Below are 18,904 nucleotides of genomic sequence, written 5' to 3' on the forward strand. Positions count from 1 at the left end.
CATGCGCAGCGTCACCCTCGCCACCGCCCGGGCGCACGCCGCCCGGCTGATCGCCTCCACCCTCGCGATCGTCATCGCCGTCGGCTTCGTCGTGGCCACCCTGGTGCTCAACGAGACCTCCCGCGCCACCGTGCTGGAGGCCGCGGGCGCCCCCTACGTCGGAACGGACGCGGTCGTCCTCTCCGAGGACGGCACCGCCCTCGACGACGAGCTGGACCGCATCGCCGCCCTGGACGGCGTCGCCGCGGTCGACGCCACCTGGAGGACCGGCGTCCAGGCCTTGCTGCCCGGCCGCACGGGCGCCCAGTACCTGCTCGCCGAATCGGTCGCCGACGCCCCCGCCCTGCGCTGGCAGTCGATGGCCGACGGCGAGCTGCCCGACGCGCCCGGCGAGATCGCGGTCAGCGAGCGCACCGGCGCCGCCGTCGGCGACACGATCGACGTCACCTACTTCGCGCCGGACGGCGCCGAGCGGGAGGCCGCCGTCACGGTCACCGGCGTGGTGGACCTGGGCGGCGACCCCACGGCCGGCATCTACGGCCGCATCTGGGGCACCACCGACCAGCTGCGCGGCTGGGGTGCGGTGGACCCGACGGAGCTGCGGGTGACCGGGGCCGACGGCGTGCCGGCTCCGGAGGTGGTGCAGCAGGTCGGCGCCGCGCTCGCCGACCGGCAGGTCGTGGTGCGCACCGGCACCGAGCAGGCCGAGCACGCCGCCGCCGCGCTCACCGGCGACACGATGGCGCTCACCGCGGTGCTCCTGGTCTTCGCCACGGTCGCGGTGCTGGTCGCAGGCCTCGTCATCGCCAACACGTTCGCCGTCCTGCTGGCCCAGCGCACCCGCGAGCTCGCGCTGCTGCGCTGCGTGGGCGCCACCGCCCGCCAGGTCCGCCGCAGCGTCCTCGGTGAGGCGGTCCTGACCGGGCTGGCCGCCTCGGTCATCGGGGTCCTCGCGGGCATCGGCCTGGCCGCCGGGGTGTCGGCGATCGCCGGGGCCGCCGACTCCCCCGTCCCGCTCTCGGGCCTCTCCGTGCCGCTGGTCGCGGTGGTCGCCGGTCTCGCCGTCGGCACTCTCACCACGCTGCTCGCCGCCCTCGCCCCCGCCCGTGGCGCCACGAAGGTCGCGCCGCTGGCCGCCCTCCGCCCGACCGATCCGGCGCCGCTGCGGTCGCGGGGCGGCGTGCTGCGCCTGGTGCTCGGGCTGCTGCTGGTCGTCCCGGGGGTGCTGCTCATGGGGCTCGGGGTGTACCTCGCCGACGTCCTGATCGCGCTGCCGGGCGGGGCACTGAGCTTCCTCGGCGTCGTCCTGCTCGCCCAGCGAGTCCTGCCGCCGGTCGTGGGGGCCGTCGGCCGGCTGGCCGCCCGGCTGGGCGGCGTCCCGGGTCGGCTCGCCGCCGGCAACGCCACCCGCAACCCCCGGCGGACGGCGGCCACGGCGACGGCGCTGCTCATCGGCGTCACCCTGACCACCGCCATGGTCGTCGGCGCGGCGTCCACCCGGGCCACCGCGCAGGCCGGGCTCGCGGCGCAGTACCCCACCGACGTGATCGTGCAGGGCGGCGAGGCGATGCCGTCGTCGCTGCCCGGGCAGCTCGCCGCGATCGACGGAGTGGTGGCGGCGTCGTCCCTGACCGGGGCGTTCGTCGAAGGGCCCGACGGGGAGACCGGCGTGGCCGGGCTCGACGCCACCACGGCGGCGACGGTCATGCGGTCGACCGGTGACGTGCCGATCCCCGAGGCGGGGGAGGTCGTGCTCCCGTGGTGGACCCAGAAGGGCTGGGACGTCGCCGAGGGTGACGAGGTCACCTTCACCTCGGGTGACCGGACCGCGACGCTGACCGCCCTGTTCGGGGACGTCGAGCTGGCGACCCTCAACGCCGCGGAGCTGGAGCGCCTCGCGCCCGAGGCCGCCGTCGACACCGTGTGGCTGCGGCTCGCCGACGACGCCGACCAGGCCGACGTGATCGACGACGTCACCGACGTGGCGGGCGCGGCGATGCCGTTCGCCTTCGTCACCGGCCTGGCCAGCGAGCGCGCCGCGATCGACTCGGTGCTCGACGTGCTGCTGCTCGTCGTCACCGGCCTGCTGGGGGTGGCGGTGGTCATCGCGCTGATCGGCGTCGGCAACACCCTCGCCCTGTCGGTGGTCGAACGGCGGCAGGAGAACGGGCTGCTGCGCGCGCTCGGGCTGACGCGGGGCCAGCTACGCGGGCTGCTCGCCTGGGAGGCCGCCCTGGTGGCGGGAGTGGCCGCGGTGCTCGGGGTGGTGCTGGGCAGTGCCTACGGGCTGATCGGCGTCGCTTCGGTACTGGGCTCGTACGGCGAGCTGGTGCTGAGCATGCCGTGGCTGCAGGTGGCCGCGATCGTGGCGGTGGCCACGGCGGCCGGGCTGGCGGCCTCGGTGCTGCCGGCCCGCCGGGCGGCCCGGACCTCCCCGGTGGCCGCCATCGCCGGCTGACGCCCGGCCAGATCTGCACACCGGCCCCCTTCCGGGCGGGGAAGGGGGCCGGTGTGCAGATCTCGTCCGGCGGGAGGCGTCGCCCGGTTCACAGCGGGGATCGAGCTCCGGCTGGGATGCTGGAGGGCGTGCCGTCCCGCTCACTCCGCCGTACCGCTCTCGCCGCCGCCCTGCTCGCCGGTCCCGTCGGCTGGGTGACCGCCGCCGCCTGGGGGCTGCCGACCGCGCTCGGGGCGCACCGCCGCCGGCTGCGCCGCGTGGTGGCCGGCTCGCCGCAGTTCTTCGACGGCAAGTTCCACAACCGGATGCCGACCCCGGCGCTCGCCCCGGCCAACACCCGCGACGGGCTGCTCCGGCAGTGGCACGAGGAGCGGCACGTCGGGCTGCCGGGCGGGCCGATCCCGCTGGCGCACGCCGACCTCCCGGCCGACGCCGCCGAGCTCGCCGTCACCTGGTTCGGCCACGCCAGCGCGCTGCTGGAGATCGACGGCCGGCGGGTGCTGCTGGACCCGGTGTGGGGCCACCGCGTCTCGCCGTCGCCGATCATCGGGCCGACGCGGCTGCACGAGCCGCCCGTGGCCCTCGACGAGCTGCCGCAGGTCGACGCGGTGCTCATCTCCCACGACCACTACGACCACCTCGACCTGCCCACCGTGCGCACGCTGCTGCGCACCCAGCGCGCGCCCTGGGTGGTCCCGCTCGGCATCGGCGAGCACCTGCGCGTGTGGGGGGTGCCCGAGGAGCGGATCGTCGAGCTGGACTGGGACAGCGAGCACCGCATCGGTCCCCTGACGCTCACCTGCACCGAGGCCCGGCACTTCTCGGGGCGCTACTTCCACCGCGACACCACCCTGTGGGCGTCCTGGGCGATCACCGGCCCCCGGCACCGCGTCTTCTTCGGCGGCGACACCGGCTACACCCCGGCATTCGCCGCCATCGGTGCCCAGCTGGGCCCCTTCGACCTCACCCTGCTGCCGATCGGCGCCTACAACGACGCCTGGCACGCCATCCACATGGATCCGGAGGAGGCCGTGCGGGCGCACGGCGACCTGGGTGGGCGGGTGCTGCTGCCGGTGCACTGGGCCACGTTCAACTTGGCCTTCCACCGGTGGGCCGAGCCGGTGCAGCGGCTGCTGGCCGCGGCCGGCGCGCGCGGCGTCGAGGTCGTCGTCCCGCAGCCCGGGGAGCGCGTCGACGTGCTCGCCCCACCGCCGCTGCGCGACTGGTGGTCCGCGGTGGGCTCGGCTGCCGAATCGGCCGGGCGCCCGGACGACGCGGGCGTCGGCAGCAGCGTTCTCGTGCGCGCGCTGACCCGCCTGCTGTCGCTGCCCGGCTGAACGACGGCGGCGTCCGTGCGGGGCAGGGACGTGCGCGGAGCGCGCGGACCTCCTTCAGCGCAGGAGCTTGCTCATCCGCCGGTCGGCGAGCGGCTTGCCGCCGGTCTGGCAGGTGGGGCAGTACTGCAGCGAGGTGTCGGCGAAGCTGACCTCGCGCACGGTGTCCCCGCACACCGGGCACGGCAGCCCGGTGCGGGCGTGCACCTGCAGCCCCGAGCGCTTCTCGCCCTTCATGGTGGCGGCCCGCTGGCCGACCTGGCGGCCCAGCGCCTCGGTCAGCGTCCCCCGCACCGCGTCGAAGAGACGGACCAGTTCGTCGTCGCTCAGCTTGTCGGCCATCTTGAACGGCGACAGCCGGGCGGCGTGCAGGATCTCGTCGGAGTAGGCGTTGCCGATGCCGGCGAGCAGCGTCTGGTCGGTGAGCGCCCCCTTGAGCTGCCCGCTGCGGCCGGCCATCAGGCGGGCGAACGTCTCCCGGTCGACCTCCAGCGCGTCGGGCCCCAGGCGGGCGATCCCGGGCACCGCGGCGGGTGACCGGACGACGTAGACGGCCAGGCCCTTGCGGGTGCCCTGCTCGGTGAGGTCGAAGCCGTTCCCGTCATCGAGGTGCACCCGCAGCGCGAGCGGACCCTTGCCCGGCTTCGGCGGTGCGGTCGGCAGGCTCTCCCGCCAGTGCAGCCAGCCGGCCCGTGCCAGGTGGACGACCAGGTGCAGCCCGCTGACGTCGAGAGCGAGGAACTTGCCGTGCCGGGCGGCGCCGGTGATCTCCAGCCCGGCCAGGGAGGACAGCGGCGGGTCGAAGGTCTTGATCGCCTGGACGGCGGCGAGGTCGGCGCGCGCCAGCACGTGGCCGACGGCGTTCTCGCGCAGGAACGCCGTCAGCGCCTCCACCTCGGGCAACTCGGGCACCCGACCATGATCGCGCGGATCCCGGCATCCCGCCGTCCCCGATCAGGCGGTTCTCCGACGGCGGCGTTGCGGCGGTGCGACGGCCGGATGACGGCCGCGACGACCTGGTGGAGACCCTGTTGCGGCGGCTTCCGAGCTCCCCGCGGGCGAGTAGACCTCCGTCCACAGGCCCGTTCCGCAGGGGCGCGGGCCCGACAGATGGAGGTCATCGTGAGAAGGATCCGACTCGGTTCCCTGGCGGTCCTCGCCGGTGTGATCGCGCTGCTGGTCGGCGTCCTCACCCCGGCGACGGCGGCCGGGGCGACCCGCGCGCCGTACTGCGGGCTGGTGTGGGGGTCGCTGCCGGAGAGCAGCGCGGCGTCCACCGCCGGCCTGACCGTGACCGACGTGCGCGCCGGCCGGCACGCCTGCTTCGACCGCCTGGTCGTCGACCTGCGCGGTCCCGCCGCGGCGACCGGCTACTCGGTGCGCTACGTCGACGCGGTGCACCAGGAGGGCTCGGGCACTCCCGTCCCGCTGGCGGGCGGTGCGGCGCTGCAGGTCGTCGTCGACGCCCCCGCCTACGACGCCTCCGGGCGGGCCACCTACCTCCCGCCCAGCCGCGGCGAGGTCGTGGACGTCGACGGCTTCCGCACCGTCGAGCAGGTCGCGTGGGCGGGCTCCTTCGAGGGCCGCACCACGCTCGGCGTCGGCACCCGTGCCCGGCTGCCGTTCCGCACCTTCACCCTGCTCGGCGCCCCCGGGGACGACGACGCGGTGCGCCTCGTGATCGACGTGGCCCACCGCTGGTGACCGTTCCGCACCCGGCCAGATCTGCACACCGGCCCCCATCCGGCCCCGGAACCGGGCCGGTGTGCAGATCTCGCCCGTCTCAGCCCTGGTGGAGCACCTCGACCACCACCCGGTCGGGGTTCTGCAGCCGGTACACGCGGAACGGCCGCTCGGCCGCGGTGCCGACGAAGGTCACCGTCTGCCCCTCGAAGGTGCTGTCCAGGACGACCTCGCGCACCGCCGGGTACCCCGGCGCCAGCCGTCCGGGGCCCGGGTACGGGGCGACGCCGGTGTCCCCGGGCAGCCCGACCCCGGTGACCGCGAGCCGCAGGACCGCCTCCCCCGCGACCTGCACCGGGGAGCCGCTCCCCTCCGACCGCGCCTCGGGCACGTAGCGGGCGTCCCAGCCCGGCAGCCCGGCGCCGTCCACCTCGAGGACGACCCGGTCGAACCCCTCGTGGCGGCCGACCCGGAGGTCGGTCACGGTGACGGCGGCCCCGGGCGACGCCGATGCCGTGTCCGGCCGGGTGTCGGCGACGAAGGGTGGCGCCACGGTGGGCGACGGTCGCGGCCCGGTGACGGTCGGCTGCGCCCCGGTGGTGGGAGGGGCCGGCACGGCCGGCGAGGTGGATTCCGTGGGTGGCGGCGGCGGGCTGAGGAAGACGGCGTAGTCGGCGGGCAGCAGCGGCGCGTCGGTGAGCGCACCGGAGGGCAGCGGCGCCTCCACCGGCTCCCCGTCGCTGGTCAGCAGGACGGCCTCGATCCCGGGCAGGCTCGTCGCGGTGAGCACGATCTGCGCCACGGCGCGGCGGCTGGAGGACAGCGGCGCGGTGCCGGAGATGTCGATCGTGGCCGTGGTGCCGTCGATGCCCGCCACCGCCAGCGTCACGCCGGAGGGGAGGGCGGTGGACACCTGCTCGGCCCGCTCGTCCTCGGTCGGGCCGGCGGTCAGCGCGTCCAGCAGGGCGCCCAGCCGCTCGTCGAGCGACCCCGTGCCGGCGTCCCGGGCCCGGGGGACGAGCGACTCGTCGGGGCCGACGAGGTAGGCCCACCCGGTCTGGCCAGGGACGGACGACGGCGCGGCCGACGGCGGGGCAGCCGGTGCGGCGAGCCCGTACGGGACGTCGGACGCCGCGATCGTCGACGGGTCCCCGCCGGTGGGGACGCCGCAGGCCGTTGCCGCGAGGACGGCGCCCAGGGTGCCCGCGGCGCTCACCCGGCGCAGGCGCTTCACGTCCGCGCCGCCGGCAGCGACAGGACGAACCGGGCGCCGCCGCTCGGGCCGGCGGCGCACCACGCCGCGCCCCCGTGCTGGGCCGCCGTCTCGGCCACGATGGCCAACCCGAGCCCGGCCCCGGGCACCGAACCGCGCGCCGAACCGGGGGCCCGGGCGAAGCGCTCGAAGATCCGCTCCCGGTCCAGCGGGGCCACGCCCGGGCCGGCGTCGTCCACCGTCACCACGACCGAACCCTCACAGCGCCCGACGTCCACGCGCTCCGGCCCGCCCGCGTAGCGGTCGGCGTTGTCCAGCAGGTTCCGCACAGCGCGCTCCAGCCGGTTCTTGTCGCCGAGGACGGTGGTCTCCTCCGGCGCGCCGGCGTCCAGCAGGCCGACGGGCCGGCCGGTCCGCTCCAGCACCTCCCGGACCAGCACCGCCATCGACACCGGGACGGCGTCGGGCAGCTGCCCGACGCCGTCGTGCCAGGCCAGCTCCAGCAGGTCGTCGAGGGTGACGCGCAGCCGCGCGACCTCGCCCTCCACCAGGGCGAGGGCCTGCTGCGCACGCGGCGGGAGCTCCTGGCGGCGGGTCGCCAGCACCTCGACGCTCGTGGTCAGGCTGGTGAGGGGGCTGCGGAGCTCGTGGCTGACGTCGCCGACGAACCGGGCGTCGCGGGTGATCCGCGCGGCCAGGGCGTCGACCATGCTGTTGAACGCCGCCACGATCCCGACCAGGTCGGGGTCGTCGGTCGCCGGCAGGCGGGTGGAGAGCTCGCCGCCGGCGATGCTCGTCGCGGCCCCGGCGACCTGCTCCAGGGGCAGCACCGCACGCCGGCTGGCCCACATCCCGAACCCGGCGCCGGCCACGGTCGCCGCGACCGCACCGGCACCGAGGACGACGGCCAGCGTGCGCAGCAACGCCTCCAGGTCGTCCAGCGGCGCCACCTCGTAGAACTCCACGCCCGCGCTCACCACGGGCACGGCGACGACGAGCCGCGGCCCCTCGGCGGAGTCCACCCGCAGCGTGCCCGCCGCGCCGGTGGACACCACCTCCTGGAGGGCGGCCGGCACGTCACGACCGCCGACCTCCAGACTGGAGGAGAACCAGTCGTCCTCCCGCCGGACGACGATCTCCGCGTCACCGAACGGGACGAGCTCCCCGAGCACCCGCCCGACGTCGGCACCTGCGCTGGACAGCCGGTTGCGCAGCACCTCGGCGTCGGCGAACGCCTGCTGCGTGAGCGCCTGCTCGCGCTGCTCCACCACGAAGCTGCGCGCCAGCAGCCACGTGGTCGTGACGAGCACCGCGGAGACCAGCAACGTGCTGGCCGCGAAGCCGAGCACGATCCGCCTCCGCAGCCCCCGCCGCCCCGGGACCCTGCTCACCGGCCGCTCACTGCGGGTCCAGGCGGTAGCCCAGCCCCCGGACGGTGACCACGAGCCGGGGAGCACTCGGGTCCCGCTCGACCTTCGTCCGCAGCCGTCGCACGTGCACGTCGACGATCCGCTCGTCCCCGAAGAACCCGTGCTCCCAGACCCGCTCGAGCAGCGCCTGCCGGCTGAAGACCCGCCCCGGCGCGCCGGCCAGCTCGCAGAGCACCCGGTACTCGGTCAGCGTCAGCGGGACCAGCTCGTCCCCGCGGTAGACCGTGCCGCTGGCCTCCCGCAGGACCAGCGGGCCCGTCGGGTCGTGGTCGAGGACGACGCCCGCCCGGGCGGCGTCGGCCGGGGAGCCCGCCGGAGCCGTGGCCGTCCGGCGGCGCAGCGCACGCAGCCGGGCGGTGATCTCCTTGATCTGGAAGGGCTTGGTCACGTAGTCGTCGGCGCCCGCCTCGAGCGCCTCGACGATGTCCTGCGTGTCCGCGCGGGCGCTGACGACGACGACGGGCAGGTCGTGGGCGCGGCGGACCTCGCGGATGACGGCCAGGCCGTCCATCGACCCGAGCATCAGGTCGACGATCATCATGTCGGGCGCGGCGATGCCCACCATGCCGACGGCGTCCTCCCCGGAGGCGGCCTCGGCGACGTCGTACCCCTCGTCCTCCAGCGCCCACCGCAGCGCGGTGCGGATGGAGTCGTCGTCCTCCACGACCAGGATCCGCAACGACACGCGGACATGCTGCCACCGCGGGCCGGCCACCTCGGACGCGGCGGCCACCGTCATGCGATCGCAATGTCGCGACCCGGGGAATCGCAAACTCCGGTGGAGAAGCTGCTGGGGACCGTGCGGAGACCGACCGCCGAGGAGACCGCCGTGCGCCCTGCCGACCGCGACACCCGTGCCCCCGGTGCCGAGGGCGGCCGCGGTGAGGTCGTCCTGCGGCTGACCGAGGAGATGCTCGCCGACGGCGTCGCCGACATCCGCTGGCTGCTGCACGACGCCCTGCTGGCGGGTGCGCGGCGGGTGGTCGTCGACGTCGGCGAGGTGGAGCACCTGACCAGCCCGGCAGCGGCCAGCCTGCTCACCGCCCACCGGGCATGCCGGGCCCGCGGCGGCAGCGTCGTCGTCCGCGGGGCCAACCGGCGCACCCAGGGCCTGCTGCGCCGGACCGGCCTGTGGCGGGTGCTGGCGCTGGAGAACTTGGACCGCTCCGCCTGAGGCGCGCCCGGGGCCGGGGCCTCCTACGCTCGGCCGGGTGCCGACCGCGCTGCTCTGGTTCCGCCGCGACCTGCGCCTGGGCGACCACCCCGCGCTGCTGGCCGCGCGGGACGCGGCCGGGCCGGACGGCGAGGTCCTCCCGGTGTTCGTGGTCGATGACCGGCTGTGGGGCCCGTCCGGCGAGCCGCGCCGCCGCTTCCTGCTCGACTGCCTCGCCGCGCTGGACGCCGACCTCGGCGGCGCGCTGGTCCTCCGGCACGGCGACCCCGTCCGGGTGCTGCCGGCGCTGGTCCACGAGGTCGGCGCGACGTCGGTGCACGTCAGCGCCGACGCGGGGCCGTACGGGCGGCACCGGGACCAGGCCGTGGAGCGGGCTCTGGCCGATGTCCCGTTCGCGCGCACCGGGTCGCCGTACGCGGTGACGCCCGGCCGGGTCACCAAGGCCGACGGGACGCCGTTCCGCGTGTACTCGCCGTTCGCCCGGGCCTGGCGGGAGCACGGCTGGCGCCCGCCGGCGTCCTCCCCCGACGGCGTCCGCTGGCGCACCGGCGTCCGCTCCGACGACCACCCGCCGGCACCCCACCTCGACGGCGTCGTCCTGCCCCCGGCCGGCGAGGCCGCCGCGCTGGCCGCCTGGGCGCGCTTCCGGGACGAGCGGCTGCTCGGCTACGCCGACGGGCGCAACACCCCGGGCGGCGACGGGACGAGCAGGCTGTCGGCCTACCTCGAGTACGGCTGCCTCCACCCCCGCACGCTGCTGGCCGACCTCGCCGCGGCGGAGCAGACCGAGTCGGTGCGCCGGTACACCGACGAGCTGGCCTGGCGGGAGTTCTACGCCGACGTCCTCTGGCACCGACCGGAGTCGGCCCGGGAGTACCTCAAGCCGGAGCTGCAGGGGATGGGCTACGACAGCGGCCCGGACGCCGAGGAGCTCGTGCGGGCCTGGGAGACCGGCCGCACCGGCTTTCCGATCGTCGACGCCGGCATGCGCCAGCTGCTCGGCGAGGCCTACGTGCACAACCGGGTGCGGATGATCGTCGCCTCGTTCCTGGTCAAGGACCTGCACCAGGAGTGGACGGTGGGCGCCCGCTGGTTCATGCGGCACCTGGTCGACGGCGACCTGGCCAGCAACCAGCACGGCTGGCAGTGGGTCGCCGGCACCGGCACCGACGCCTCGCCCTACTACCGCGTGTTCAACCCGGTCACCCAGGGCAAGAAGTTCGACCCCGACGGCACCTACGTGAAGCGCTGGGTGCCCGAGCTGCATGACCTCGATCCGCGGCACGTGCACGAGCCGTGGACCGCGCCCGGCGGCATCCCGGCCGGCTACCCGGAGCCGGTCGTCGACCACGCGCACGAGCGCCGGGTCGCGCTGGACCGCTACACCCGCGTACGCGGCCGCTGAGGCTCAGCCGACGAGCAGCGAGACCGGGTCCCGCCGGACGACGGTGCGGACGACGAGCGCGACCGCCACCGCGGCCGCGGCGGCGAAGGCAGCGATCACCACCGGGGCCGGCGGGCCGGCGGCCGCGACGGCCACCAGCCCCCAGACGACGGCGAGCGCGAACGGCCCGGCCGCGGTGCGGGCGGCGAGCACCAGGGCGCACGCGACCAGCGCGACCCCGGCCAGCGCTCCGACAGCCCACAGCTGCGCGGTCGTGCCGGACGCCGGGGCGCCGAGCGCGACCCCCGCCTGGCCGGTGTTGACCGCCGCGGCCACGGTGACCCAGCCGAGCAGCAGCCCGGCGACGGCGGCCGGCAGCACCCGCCCCAGGCCCTCGACCGGGAGGTCCTGCAACCGCGCCCAGGCGACCGCGGCGGCCGCCACGATGCAGAACAGGAGCACGACCGGAACCAGCGGCACCGACACCCCGATCAGGGGGAAGGCGATCTCCCACGCGGTGTTGCCCGCGAACGCCGCGGCCAGCGGCCAGCCGGTGCGCCGGTGCAGCTCCCGGGCGCGCTGGGCCGGCAGCGCTTGGTACACCGCCCAGGCCAGCGATCCGGCGAAGATGACACCCCAGATGCTGAAGGCGTAGCCCGCCGGGGTGATCAGCGAACCGGTCTCGTCGCTGACCGCGCCGACGCTGCGGCCGGCGATCGCGCTGCCCACGGGGCTGCCGGCCACCTGCGCGACGGCGGCGGCGATCACCGCCGCCGCCCGGAGCCCGTCCTGCCGGCCTGCCGTCCCGCTCATCCCCCGGCGGTGCCCGGCACCGCCCGTACCCGAAACCTGGCCGACCGCCTCGCCGCCGGGCGGTCCGCTCACCCGCGGAGCCGGGGAGCGCTGCGCACCGGGTCGCGGCCGGTGGCGGGCGCGGCGGCCAGCGCACGCGCCCACCCGGCGAGCCCGGCCACGTCCACCCCGTGCGGACGGCGGTCGGCGTACGGACCGAGGGCCGCCGCCCCGCGCTCGAGCAGACTGGTCGCGCCCCGGTCGTTGCCGCGGGCGGCGTGGGTCAGGCCGACGGCGAGCTGGGCCAGCCCTCGCCACAGCTCGCGCTCGTCCTCGGGTGCGGACTTCCAGGCATCCTCCAGCACCTCGTGGGCGTGGAACGGGCGCCCGGCGTCCAGCAGTTCCTGCGCCTCGGCGAGCGCCACCTCCGGCGCCCGGACCACTCCCTCGGGGGCGCGCTCCTCCCCGACGGCGCCGTGCGGCAGCGGCCGCCCGAGCGCATCCCGCGGGCGCGCGTTGCGGGCCCGGCCCTGCTCGTCGCGGTCTCGGTCAGGCACAGGTGCATCCTCCCCGCGCCGCCCGGGGAGCGCCTCGGGAGGTATCGATCCGAATCGCGTCCGAGATTGTTGGAGGCGATCCGCATCCGGCGGCCGGAGCGCAGCGGAAGACCAGGCAGCACGACCCCCTACGAGATGAGGAGCCACCCGTGAGCACCATCCGCACAGTCGGCCGTTCCGCCGGCGTCCTCGGTGCCGTCGGCGCCGTCGTCCTGGTCGCCACCCCGGCCATGGCCGACAACCACACCGCCACGGTCTCGGTCCTGCACGGCGTCCCCGACACCCCGGTGGACGTGTACGCCAACGGCGAGCGGCTGATCGACGACTTCCAGCCGGGCACCCTCACCGACCCGCTGGAGCTGCCCGGCGGCAGCTACGACCTCGCCCTCTACCCGGCCGACGCCGCCGACGACTCCGGCGACCCGATCCTGTCGGCCGACGGCGTGGAGGTCCTGGCCGGCGCCAACGCCACCGTGGTGGCCCACCTGACCGAGGTCGGCGAGCCCGCGCTCACCCCGTTCGTCAACGAGACGGGCTCCGTGCCCGCCGGTCAGGCCCGCGTCACCGTCCGGCACGTCGCCGCGGCGCCCGCCGTGGACGTCCGCGCCGGCGGCCAGCCGGTGATCGAGGGGCTGACCAACCCGAACGAGGAGACCCTCACCGTCCCGGCCGGGACGATCAACGCCGACGTCGTGCTCGCGGGCACCGACACCGTCGCCATCGGCCCCGCCGACCTGACGCTGGCCGAGGGCACCTCGACCGTCGTCTACGCGTGGGGCTCGGAGGACGCCGGCTTCGAGCTCGCCGTCCAGAGCGTCTCCGCCCAGCACTCCGCGCCCAGCGGCGTCCCGGGTGGCACCGCCGGGCTGGCCGACGACTCGGGCCTCCCCCTGCCCGTGGGTGCCGCGGCCGTGGCCGGTCTCGCCCTGGCCGGCGCCGGCGCCCTGCGGCTCGCCCGGTCCTCGCGCTGATCACCGTCACTCCGAGGAGCTGACCGTGCGACCCGCCGCCGCCACCGCCGTGATCGGGCTGGCCCTCGCCGTCGGCGCGCCGACCGCGTGGGCCGTGACCCGGCCGGACGCGGCGGCGGGTCCGCCGGTCCAGCGGGTGCTGGAGCGCCCCGACGCCGCCACCCCGGCGCCGTCCGGGGCCTCCTCGCTCCCCCCGGTGTCCGTCCGCGACGCGGCACCGGCCGCCGTCCCCGCCACACCCCCGCCGCTCCGGCTGGAGCTGCCGGGCCTCGGCGTCACCGCACCGGTCGATCCGGTCGGCGTCGCCGGGGACGGGCAGATGGAACTCCCCGAGGACGTCGACCGGGTGGGCTGGTACCGCCACGGCCCGGCACCCGGTGCGGACGGCAACGCCGTGCTCGCCGGCCACGTCGACGACCGCGAGCAGGGCCCCGGCGCCCTCTTCCCGCTCCGCGACGCCGAGCCCGGCGACGAGCTCACCGTCACCGACGCCGCCGGGCAGACCACCCGCTGGCGCGTCGTCTCCCGGGAGCTCGTGCAGAAGCAGGTGCTGCCGCTCGACACGATCTTCGCCCGCGAGGGGCCGGCCCGGCTGGTGGTCATCACCTGCGGCGGCCCGTTCCTCCCGGAGTACCGCAGCTACCGCGACAACGTCGTCGTGGTCGCGGAACGGTGGTGGACGGTGCGCCGTGACCGGGCTGCTCGCCCGGACGCGGGCCGACCTCGGTAGCGTCCCGGCCGTGACCTCCCCTCCGGAACCGCCGCCGGATGGCGCCGCGGAGCCGGACGACGCCGAGGTGGGCCGCCGGTTCGCCACCGGTGACGAGCAGGCGCTCGCGCTGGCGTACGAGCGGTGGGCGGGGCAGCTGCACGGCATGGCGGTGCGCGCCTTCGGTCCCGGGCCCGACGCCGAGGACGTCACCCAGCAGACCTTCATCTCTGCCTGGACCGGCCGCGCGCGCTACCGCCCCGACCAGGGCCCCCTCCCCGCCTGGCTGGTGGGCATCTGCCGTCACAAGATCGCCGACGCCTGGGCCCGGCGGGACAGGATGCGTCGCGAGGCCGAGGCCGCCGTGTCGGAGGCGCAGGCCGCACCGGCCGGCGGGACGACCCCGCCCGTGGACAGCGTCGTGAGCGACCGGCTGCTGGTGCTCGAGGAGCTCGATCGCCTGGGCCAACCGCAGCGCGGCATCATCGAGCTCGCCTTCTTCGCCGACCTCACCCACGCCCAGATCGCCGAGCGCACCGGCATCCCGCTCGGCACGGTGAAATCCCACATCCGCCGCACGCTCGAACGCCTGAGGACACGATTGGAGGTGGACGGTGCCACACTGCCAGCCTGAGCAGCTCGCCCTCGCGGCGCTGCACGAACCGCTGCCGGCCGACGACGCCGCCCACCTGTCCGCGTGCGCCCGGTGCCGCGACGAGGTCGCCGGCCTGCAGCGGGCCGTCGACGCCGTCGCCGTCCCCGAGCTCGCCGAGCCCGGCCCTCCCGTGGCGCCACCGGCCTCCGTGTGGGCGGGGATCGCCGCGGCCACCGGGGTGTCGTCGACGCCCCGCCCGGCCGCCGCCGCACCGACCGCCACCGCGCCCGCGGCCACCGGCGCCGCCGGGGCCACCGCCGCGACGCCGCCCGTGGCACCTGCGCCGCCGGCGCGCGGCGGCGAGGTGCTGCCCTTCCGCCGCCGCCGGCCGCTGCTCCTCGCCGTGGCCGCCGCGGTCGCCGGTGCCGTCGTGGGGGCCGGAGCGGTCGCGCTGCTGCGCGGTGGGGACGGCGTCGAGCCGATCACCGCCGTGGCCCTCGAACCGCTCGGCGACGAGCCGGCCGCCGGGCAGGCGGAGGTCGTCCTCCGCTCCGACGGGTCCCGGGCCATGCGGGTCGAGCTCGACGCGCCGGAAGTCGAGGACGGCTACTACGAGATCTGGCTGATCGAACCCGGGATTGTCGACATGGTGCCGCTGGGCGTCCTGCGCCCCGGGGCGCAGACCTTCGAGCTGCCGGCGGGGCTGGACCTCGGGGAGTTCCCGATCGTCGACGTCTCGGTGGAGCCGCTCGACGGCGACCCGGCGCACTCGGGGGTCTCCGTGGCCCGGGGTGTGCTCGAGAGCTGAGCGACGCCTAGCGTGCTGCAGGTGACCGCCGCGCACACCCCCCTGCCGTTCGACGACCTCGGTGCGCACTGGCGCACGGTGCGTCCCCGGCCGGCGGGCCGGCACCTCGACAGCGCGGCGTCCAGCCGGCAGAGCCACCGGGCGCTGGAGGCCGCGGCGCACCACGCCCGGCACGAGGCCGAGCTGGGCGGCTACGTCGCGGAGGCGACCGCTGACGACCTGCTGCAGCAGGGGCGCTCGGTCATCGGCGGCCTGGCCGGCATGGCCGCCGCCGACGTGGCCTTCGTCGAGTCCGCCCAGGCCGCGCTGGTCACCCTGCTCGGCGGCTGGCGGCTACCCGCGGGCTCGCGGGTCGCCTGCCTGCCCGGCGAGTACGCCCCGAACGTCGCCCAGCTGCGCGCCGCCGGCCTGCGCCCGGAGCCGCTGCCGGTCGACGGCCTCGGGCGGGCCGACGTCGACGGCGTGGAGCAGCTCCTGACCACCGACCCGCCCCGGTTCGTGCATCTCACCCACATCGGCAGCCACCGCGGGATCGTGCAGCCGGCGCGCGAGATCGCGGCACTGTGCCGCGCGGCCGGCGTCCCCCTGGTGCTCGACGCCGCGCAGTCCCTGGGGCACGTCGACGTCGACCTCGGCGCGGACGTCGTCTACGGGACCTCGCGGAAGTGGCTGGCCGGGCCCCGTGGCGTGGGCGTGCTGATCGTCGGCCCGTCGATCGCCGCCGAGCTGGTACCGGTGCTGGCCGAGCCGGAGGGGGTCCCGCCGATGCGCGCCTTCGAGTCGGGGGAGGCCCACGTGGCCGGCCGGATCGGCCTGGTGGTGGCCGTCGGGGAGCACCTCGCCGCGGGGCCCGAGCGCGTCCGCGCCCGGCTGGCCGGGCTCGGCCGGGCCACCCGGGAACTGCTCGACGGCGTCGCCGGCTGGCGGGTGGTGGAGCCGCTGGAGGAGCCGACGGCCATCACCACGCTGCGGCCCCCGGACGGTGTCGACGTCGTCACCACCCGCACCCGGCTGCTCACCGAGCACGGCATCGTGCTGACCGCGGCCGGCAGGGAGCGGGCCCCGGGGGAGATGACCGGGCCGGTCCTGCGGGTCTCCCCCCACCTGGACGCCACCGCGGAGGACCTGGCGGCCCTCGCCGCCGCCCTCTGAGCGGACAGCCCCGCACCCCCGTCCAGCACGACGTCTCGCCCCGTAGCCGGCGGCGAGCGGGCTCGGCCCCGCGCACCTGGGCCCGACGCGGGCCCGGCGTCGGGACCAGCCGCCCGGCGGCGCCCCGCGGCGGGGGCTTGTGCCCGCGTGGCAGTGGTCCTATGGTTCATTACATGAGTAGTGAACCCAGGGACCATCCCGGCCCTGGTGACGCCGGGGCCGCGTCGTGAACGAGGACGCCGGCCCGATCTTCCGGCAGGTGGCCGCCGAGATCGAGAACGCGATCGTCGACGGCTCGCTGCCCGAGGAGAGCCAGGCGCCGTCCTCCAACGAACTGGCCGCCTTCCACCGCATCAACCCCGCGACCGCCGCCAAGGGCCTGAACCAGCTGGTCACCGACGGGGTCCTCTACAAGAGACGAGGAGTCGGGATGTTCGTCGCCACCGGCGCCCGCGAACAGGTCCTCAAGCGTCGGCGCAGCGAGTTCGCCGACCAGTACGTCCGCCCCCTGATGACCGAGGCCCAGAAGCTCGGCATCCCCGCCCACGAGCTCACCGACATGATCGATCGCTGGGAGGACCCGCGATGACCGCCGTCGCCACCGTCTCCGACGTCACGATGCGCTTTCCCGGGCACACCGCCCTCAGCGGCGTGTCGACGGTGCTGGAACGTGACGCCATCACCGGGCTGCTGGGCCGCAACGGCGCCGGAAAGACGACCCTCATGCAACTGCTGACCGGCCACCGCGTCCCGACCAGCGGGCGGATCGAGGTCTTCGGGGCCCGGCCGTTCGAGAACGACGACGTCCTGCGCCGGATCTGCTTCATCAAGGAGGGCCAGCGCTACCCCGACCACTTCCGGGTCAAGGACGCGCTCGACTCCGCGGCGTTCGTCTTCGCCGACTGGGACGCCGACCTCGCCGCCTCGCTGCTGCGCGACTTCGACCTGCCCGCCAAGCGCCCGATCAAGAAGCTCTCGCGCGGCATGAACTCCGCCGTCGGCATCATCGTCGGACTGGCCTCCCGGGCGCCGCTCACCCTCTTCGACGAGCCGTACCTGGGACTGGACGCCGTCGCGCGTCAGCTGTTCTACGACCGACTGCTCGCCGACTACGCCGAGCACCCACGCACGATCGTCCTCTCCACGCACCTGATCGAGGAGATCGCCGCGCTGCTCGAGCGGGTCATCCTGATCGACCGGGGCAGGGTGCTGCTCGACGCCGACGCGGAGTCGCTGCGCGGCACGGCGCTCACGGTCACCGGACCCCGGGAGCGGGTCGCCGCGTTCAGCGGTCGGCACGAGCTGCTGCACACCGAGTCCCTCGGCAGCACCAGCCGGGCCGTCGTGCGGCTGCGCGACGGCGCCGACGGCGACGACGCGACGGCGGCCGGCTTGTCCTGGGAGGCCACCAGCCTCCAGCAGCTCGTCGTCGCCATGAGCCTGCACACCGCGGCCGGCGACCCGGCCGCACCGGTCCACCTCGAGGAGGTCTCCCGATGACCCGCGTGCTGCAGGCCGCTCGCCTGCACCTGGTCCACCCGCTGGTGGCTCTCGGCATCCCCTGGCTGGTCGTGTCGATCAGCTTCGCCATCAACCTCGCCGTCTGGCATCTCACCCCGGCCAGCGAGGAGAGCGGCATCACCGGCGGCATCCTGGCCTTCTACTTCACCGTGCTGGTCGTCTACGTGCAGGCGGTGACGCAGGTGCTGCCGTTCGCGATGGGGATCAGCCTCAGCCGCCAAGCCTTCTACCTCGGGACCGCGCTCGTCGCGCTGGTGCAGGCGGTCGGCTACGGGATCGCGCTCTCCGCGCTGGTGAGCATCGAGAACGCCACGAACGGCTGGGGCGCCGGGATGGACTTCTGGGCCCCGGGCGTCTTCGAGGTCGGCAACCCGGTGCTCCAGGTGTTCGCCTCGGGGGCCCCGCTGCTCGCCTTCATGTTCGTCGGCGTCGGCATGGGTGTGGTGCACCAGCGCTGGGGCCAGATGGGCACCTGGGGACTGATCCTCGGCTCCATCGTGGTGCTGGGTGGCCTCACCGTGCTGATCACCTGGCTCGACGCCTGGGGGAGCATCGGGGTGTGGTTCACCGACCAGTCGACGGTGACGCTGACGGTCGCCCTGCCCCTGGCCTTCGCGGCGGTGGCGGCGCTCGTCTCCTTCCCCGGCATCCGGCGGGTGGTGCCGTAGCTCCGGGCCCCTCCGCCTGCACCGCGGCCCCCGTTCCGTCATGTGACGGTTCGGGGGCCGCTCCCATTCCCCAGCGTGGTGATCCGCCCGTCGCGGTGTCGCGCGCCGGAGCGCCCGACCGGGAGTGCGTGCCGCATCCGACGACTGCGCCGGCGCATGCGCACGAGGCACCTCCATCGGCACCGGACCGCCTCACGCAGCCGCCCCGCCCCGTGTCCGACGCGCCGCTCCGCCGACCGCGCGTGAGCGGGCACCGTCCGATGCCGACCGAGCTGGGGGAACGACGAAGGGGCCCCAGCACGAATGCTGGGGCCCCTTCGGGAATGGTTGTCCGGCGGCGTCCTACTCTCCCACCCCGTCTCCAGGGCAGTACCATCGGCGCTGAGAGGCTTAGCTTCCGGGTTCGGAATGTTGCCGGGCGTTTCCCTCTCGCCATGGCCGCCGTAACTCTGTGA

19 protein-coding genes and 1 rRNA gene are annotated in these 18,904 nt (G+C 76.0%); 13 read left to right on the forward strand and 7 right to left on the reverse strand.

The features are described from left to right. Nucleotide 1 precedes the first annotated feature (1 nt). Both ACI799_RS15040 and ACI799_RS15045 read left to right on the forward strand, forming a co-directional pair. Nucleotides 2–2,458, forward strand: a complete 2,457-nt coding sequence (locus ACI799_RS15040) for an ABC transporter permease (RefSeq protein ID WP_456590239.1) — start codon at nt 2–4, stop codon at nt 2,456–2,458. A gap of 128 nt (nt 2,459–2,586) precedes the next feature. After that, nucleotides 2,587–3,795 (forward strand): MBL fold metallo-hydrolase, encoded by a 1,209-nt coding sequence (locus ACI799_RS15045; protein WP_456613393.1) that lies wholly within the window; start codon nt 2,587–2,589, stop codon nt 3,793–3,795. A 54-nt stretch (nt 3,796–3,849) separates the two neighbouring features. Here ACI799_RS15045 and ACI799_RS15050 read toward each other — a convergent pair whose 3' ends face one another. After that, the gene (locus tag ACI799_RS15050) at nt 3,850–4,704 is read right to left on the reverse strand and encodes an Fpg/Nei family DNA glycosylase (protein WP_456613394.1); all 855 of its coding nucleotides are present in this window, start codon (nt 4,702–4,704) and stop codon (nt 3,850–3,852) included. A gap of 210 nt (nt 4,705–4,914) precedes the next feature. Here ACI799_RS15050 and ACI799_RS15055 point away from each other — a divergent pair, with 210 nt between their 5' ends. Beyond that, nucleotides 4,915–5,496, forward strand: coding sequence for an AMIN-like domain-containing (lipo)protein (locus ACI799_RS15055; protein ID WP_456590236.1), 582 nt, complete (start codon nt 4,915–4,917; stop codon nt 5,494–5,496). Nucleotides 5,497–5,575: 79 nt separating this feature from the next. Here ACI799_RS15055 and ACI799_RS15060 read toward each other — a convergent pair whose 3' ends face one another. From ACI799_RS15060 to ACI799_RS15070, 3 genes are read right to left on the reverse strand one after another with little or no spacing between them, the layout of a single operon-like run. Continuing rightward, on the reverse strand, nt 5,576–6,709 hold the full coding sequence (locus tag ACI799_RS15060; RefSeq protein ID WP_456590235.1) for a GerMN domain-containing protein: 1,134 nt from the start codon (nt 6,707–6,709) through the stop codon (nt 5,576–5,578). Then, the gene (locus ACI799_RS15065) at nt 6,706–8,079 is read right to left on the reverse strand and encodes a sensor histidine kinase (RefSeq protein WP_456613395.1); all 1,374 of its coding nucleotides are present in this window, start codon (nt 8,077–8,079) and stop codon (nt 6,706–6,708) included. The genes ACI799_RS15060 and ACI799_RS15065 overlap by 4 nt, the downstream gene beginning before the upstream one ends. Before the next feature lie 7 nt (nt 8,080–8,086). After that, nucleotides 8,087–8,803: a response regulator gene (locus ACI799_RS15070; protein WP_456613396.1), complete on the reverse strand. Its 717-nt coding sequence runs from the start codon at nt 8,801–8,803 to the stop codon at nt 8,087–8,089. Nucleotides 8,804–8,947: 144 nt separating this feature from the next. Here ACI799_RS15070 and ACI799_RS15075 point away from each other — a divergent pair, with 144 nt between their 5' ends. After that, the gene (locus tag ACI799_RS15075) at nt 8,948–9,292 is read left to right on the forward strand and encodes an STAS domain-containing protein (protein WP_456590232.1); all 345 of its coding nucleotides are present in this window, start codon (nt 8,948–8,950) and stop codon (nt 9,290–9,292) included. A gap of 37 nt (nt 9,293–9,329) precedes the next feature. Continuing rightward, entirely contained in the window at nt 9,330–10,697 is a 1,368-nt protein-coding gene (locus ACI799_RS15080) for a cryptochrome/photolyase family protein (protein WP_456613397.1), read from the forward strand. Between the two features lie 3 nt (nt 10,698–10,700). On the opposite strand, the gene ACI799_RS15085 is transcribed toward ACI799_RS15080, so the two are convergent. Both ACI799_RS15085 and ACI799_RS15090 read right to left on the reverse strand, forming a co-directional pair. Beyond that, nucleotides 10,701–11,489: a hypothetical protein gene (locus tag ACI799_RS15085; protein WP_456613398.1), complete on the reverse strand. Its 789-nt coding sequence runs from the start codon at nt 11,487–11,489 to the stop codon at nt 10,701–10,703. Nucleotides 11,490–11,557: 68 nt separating this feature from the next. Further along, nucleotides 11,558–12,025, reverse strand: coding sequence for a DUF309 domain-containing protein (locus tag ACI799_RS15090; protein WP_456590229.1), 468 nt, complete (start codon nt 12,023–12,025; stop codon nt 11,558–11,560). Between the two features lie 149 nt (nt 12,026–12,174). Between ACI799_RS15090 and ACI799_RS15095 the strand changes: the two genes are divergently transcribed. The 8 genes from ACI799_RS15095 to ACI799_RS15130 all read left to right on the forward strand — a co-directional run bounded on the left by ACI799_RS15095 (nt 12,175) and on the right by ACI799_RS15130 (nt 18,449). Then, nucleotides 12,175–12,996 (forward strand): DUF4397 domain-containing protein, encoded by an 822-nt coding sequence (locus ACI799_RS15095; RefSeq protein ID WP_456613399.1) that lies wholly within the window; start codon nt 12,175–12,177, stop codon nt 12,994–12,996. 25 nt (nt 12,997–13,021) lie between these two features. Further along, nucleotides 13,022–13,726 carry a class F sortase gene (locus ACI799_RS15100; protein ID WP_456613400.1) on the forward strand — a complete coding sequence of 235 codons (705 nt, stop codon included), beginning with the start codon at nt 13,022–13,024 and terminating at the stop codon, nt 13,724–13,726. Between the two features lie 10 nt (nt 13,727–13,736). Continuing rightward, entirely contained in the window at nt 13,737–14,339 is a 603-nt protein-coding gene (locus ACI799_RS15105; RefSeq protein ID WP_456600432.1) for an RNA polymerase sigma factor, read from the forward strand. Further along, nucleotides 14,320–15,108, forward strand: coding sequence for an anti-sigma factor domain-containing protein (locus tag ACI799_RS15110; protein WP_456600433.1), 789 nt, complete (start codon nt 14,320–14,322; stop codon nt 15,106–15,108). The genes ACI799_RS15105 and ACI799_RS15110 overlap by 20 nt, the downstream gene beginning before the upstream one ends. A gap of 21 nt (nt 15,109–15,129) precedes the next feature. After that, a complete protein-coding gene (egtE, locus tag ACI799_RS15115; protein WP_456613401.1) occupies nt 15,130–16,260 on the forward strand; it encodes an ergothioneine biosynthesis PLP-dependent enzyme EgtE in 1,131 nt (376 codons plus the stop codon). A 226-nt stretch (nt 16,261–16,486) separates the two neighbouring features. Continuing rightward, nucleotides 16,487–16,849, forward strand: a complete 363-nt coding sequence (locus tag ACI799_RS15120; RefSeq protein ID WP_456590223.1) for a GntR family transcriptional regulator — start codon at nt 16,487–16,489, stop codon at nt 16,847–16,849. Then, nucleotides 16,846–17,760, forward strand: a complete 915-nt coding sequence (locus ACI799_RS15125) for an ABC transporter ATP-binding protein (protein WP_456600435.1) — start codon at nt 16,846–16,848, stop codon at nt 17,758–17,760. The genes ACI799_RS15120 and ACI799_RS15125 overlap by 4 nt, the downstream gene beginning before the upstream one ends. After that, nucleotides 17,757–18,449: a hypothetical protein gene (locus ACI799_RS15130; protein WP_456613402.1), complete on the forward strand. Its 693-nt coding sequence runs from the start codon at nt 17,757–17,759 to the stop codon at nt 18,447–18,449. Before ACI799_RS15125 ends, ACI799_RS15130 begins: the two co-directional genes overlap by 4 nt. Nucleotides 18,450–18,778: 329 nt before the next feature. Here the strand turns inward: ACI799_RS15130 and rrf are convergent. After that, nucleotides 18,779–18,895: ribosomal RNA gene (gene rrf, locus ACI799_RS15135) — 5S ribosomal RNA — on the reverse strand. Nucleotides 18,896–18,904: the final 9 nt, after the last annotated feature.

The organism is Blastococcus sp. SYSU DS0753 (assembly GCF_054051175.1).

Coding starts and splice junctions, on each gene's coding strand:
- ACI799_RS15040 (WP_456590239.1), top strand. CDS start 2: ATGCGCAGCGTCACCCTCGCCACCGCCCGGGCGCACGCCGCCCGGCTG.
- ACI799_RS15085 (WP_456613398.1), bottom strand. CDS start 11,489: ATGAGCGGGACGGCAGGCCGGCAGGACGGGCTCCGGGCGGCGGCGGTG.
- ACI799_RS15125 (WP_456600435.1), top strand. CDS start 16,846: ATGACCGCCGTCGCCACCGTCTCCGACGTCACGATGCGCTTTCCCGGG.
- ACI799_RS15130 (WP_456613402.1), top strand. CDS start 17,757: ATGACCCGCGTGCTGCAGGCCGCTCGCCTGCACCTGGTCCACCCGCTG.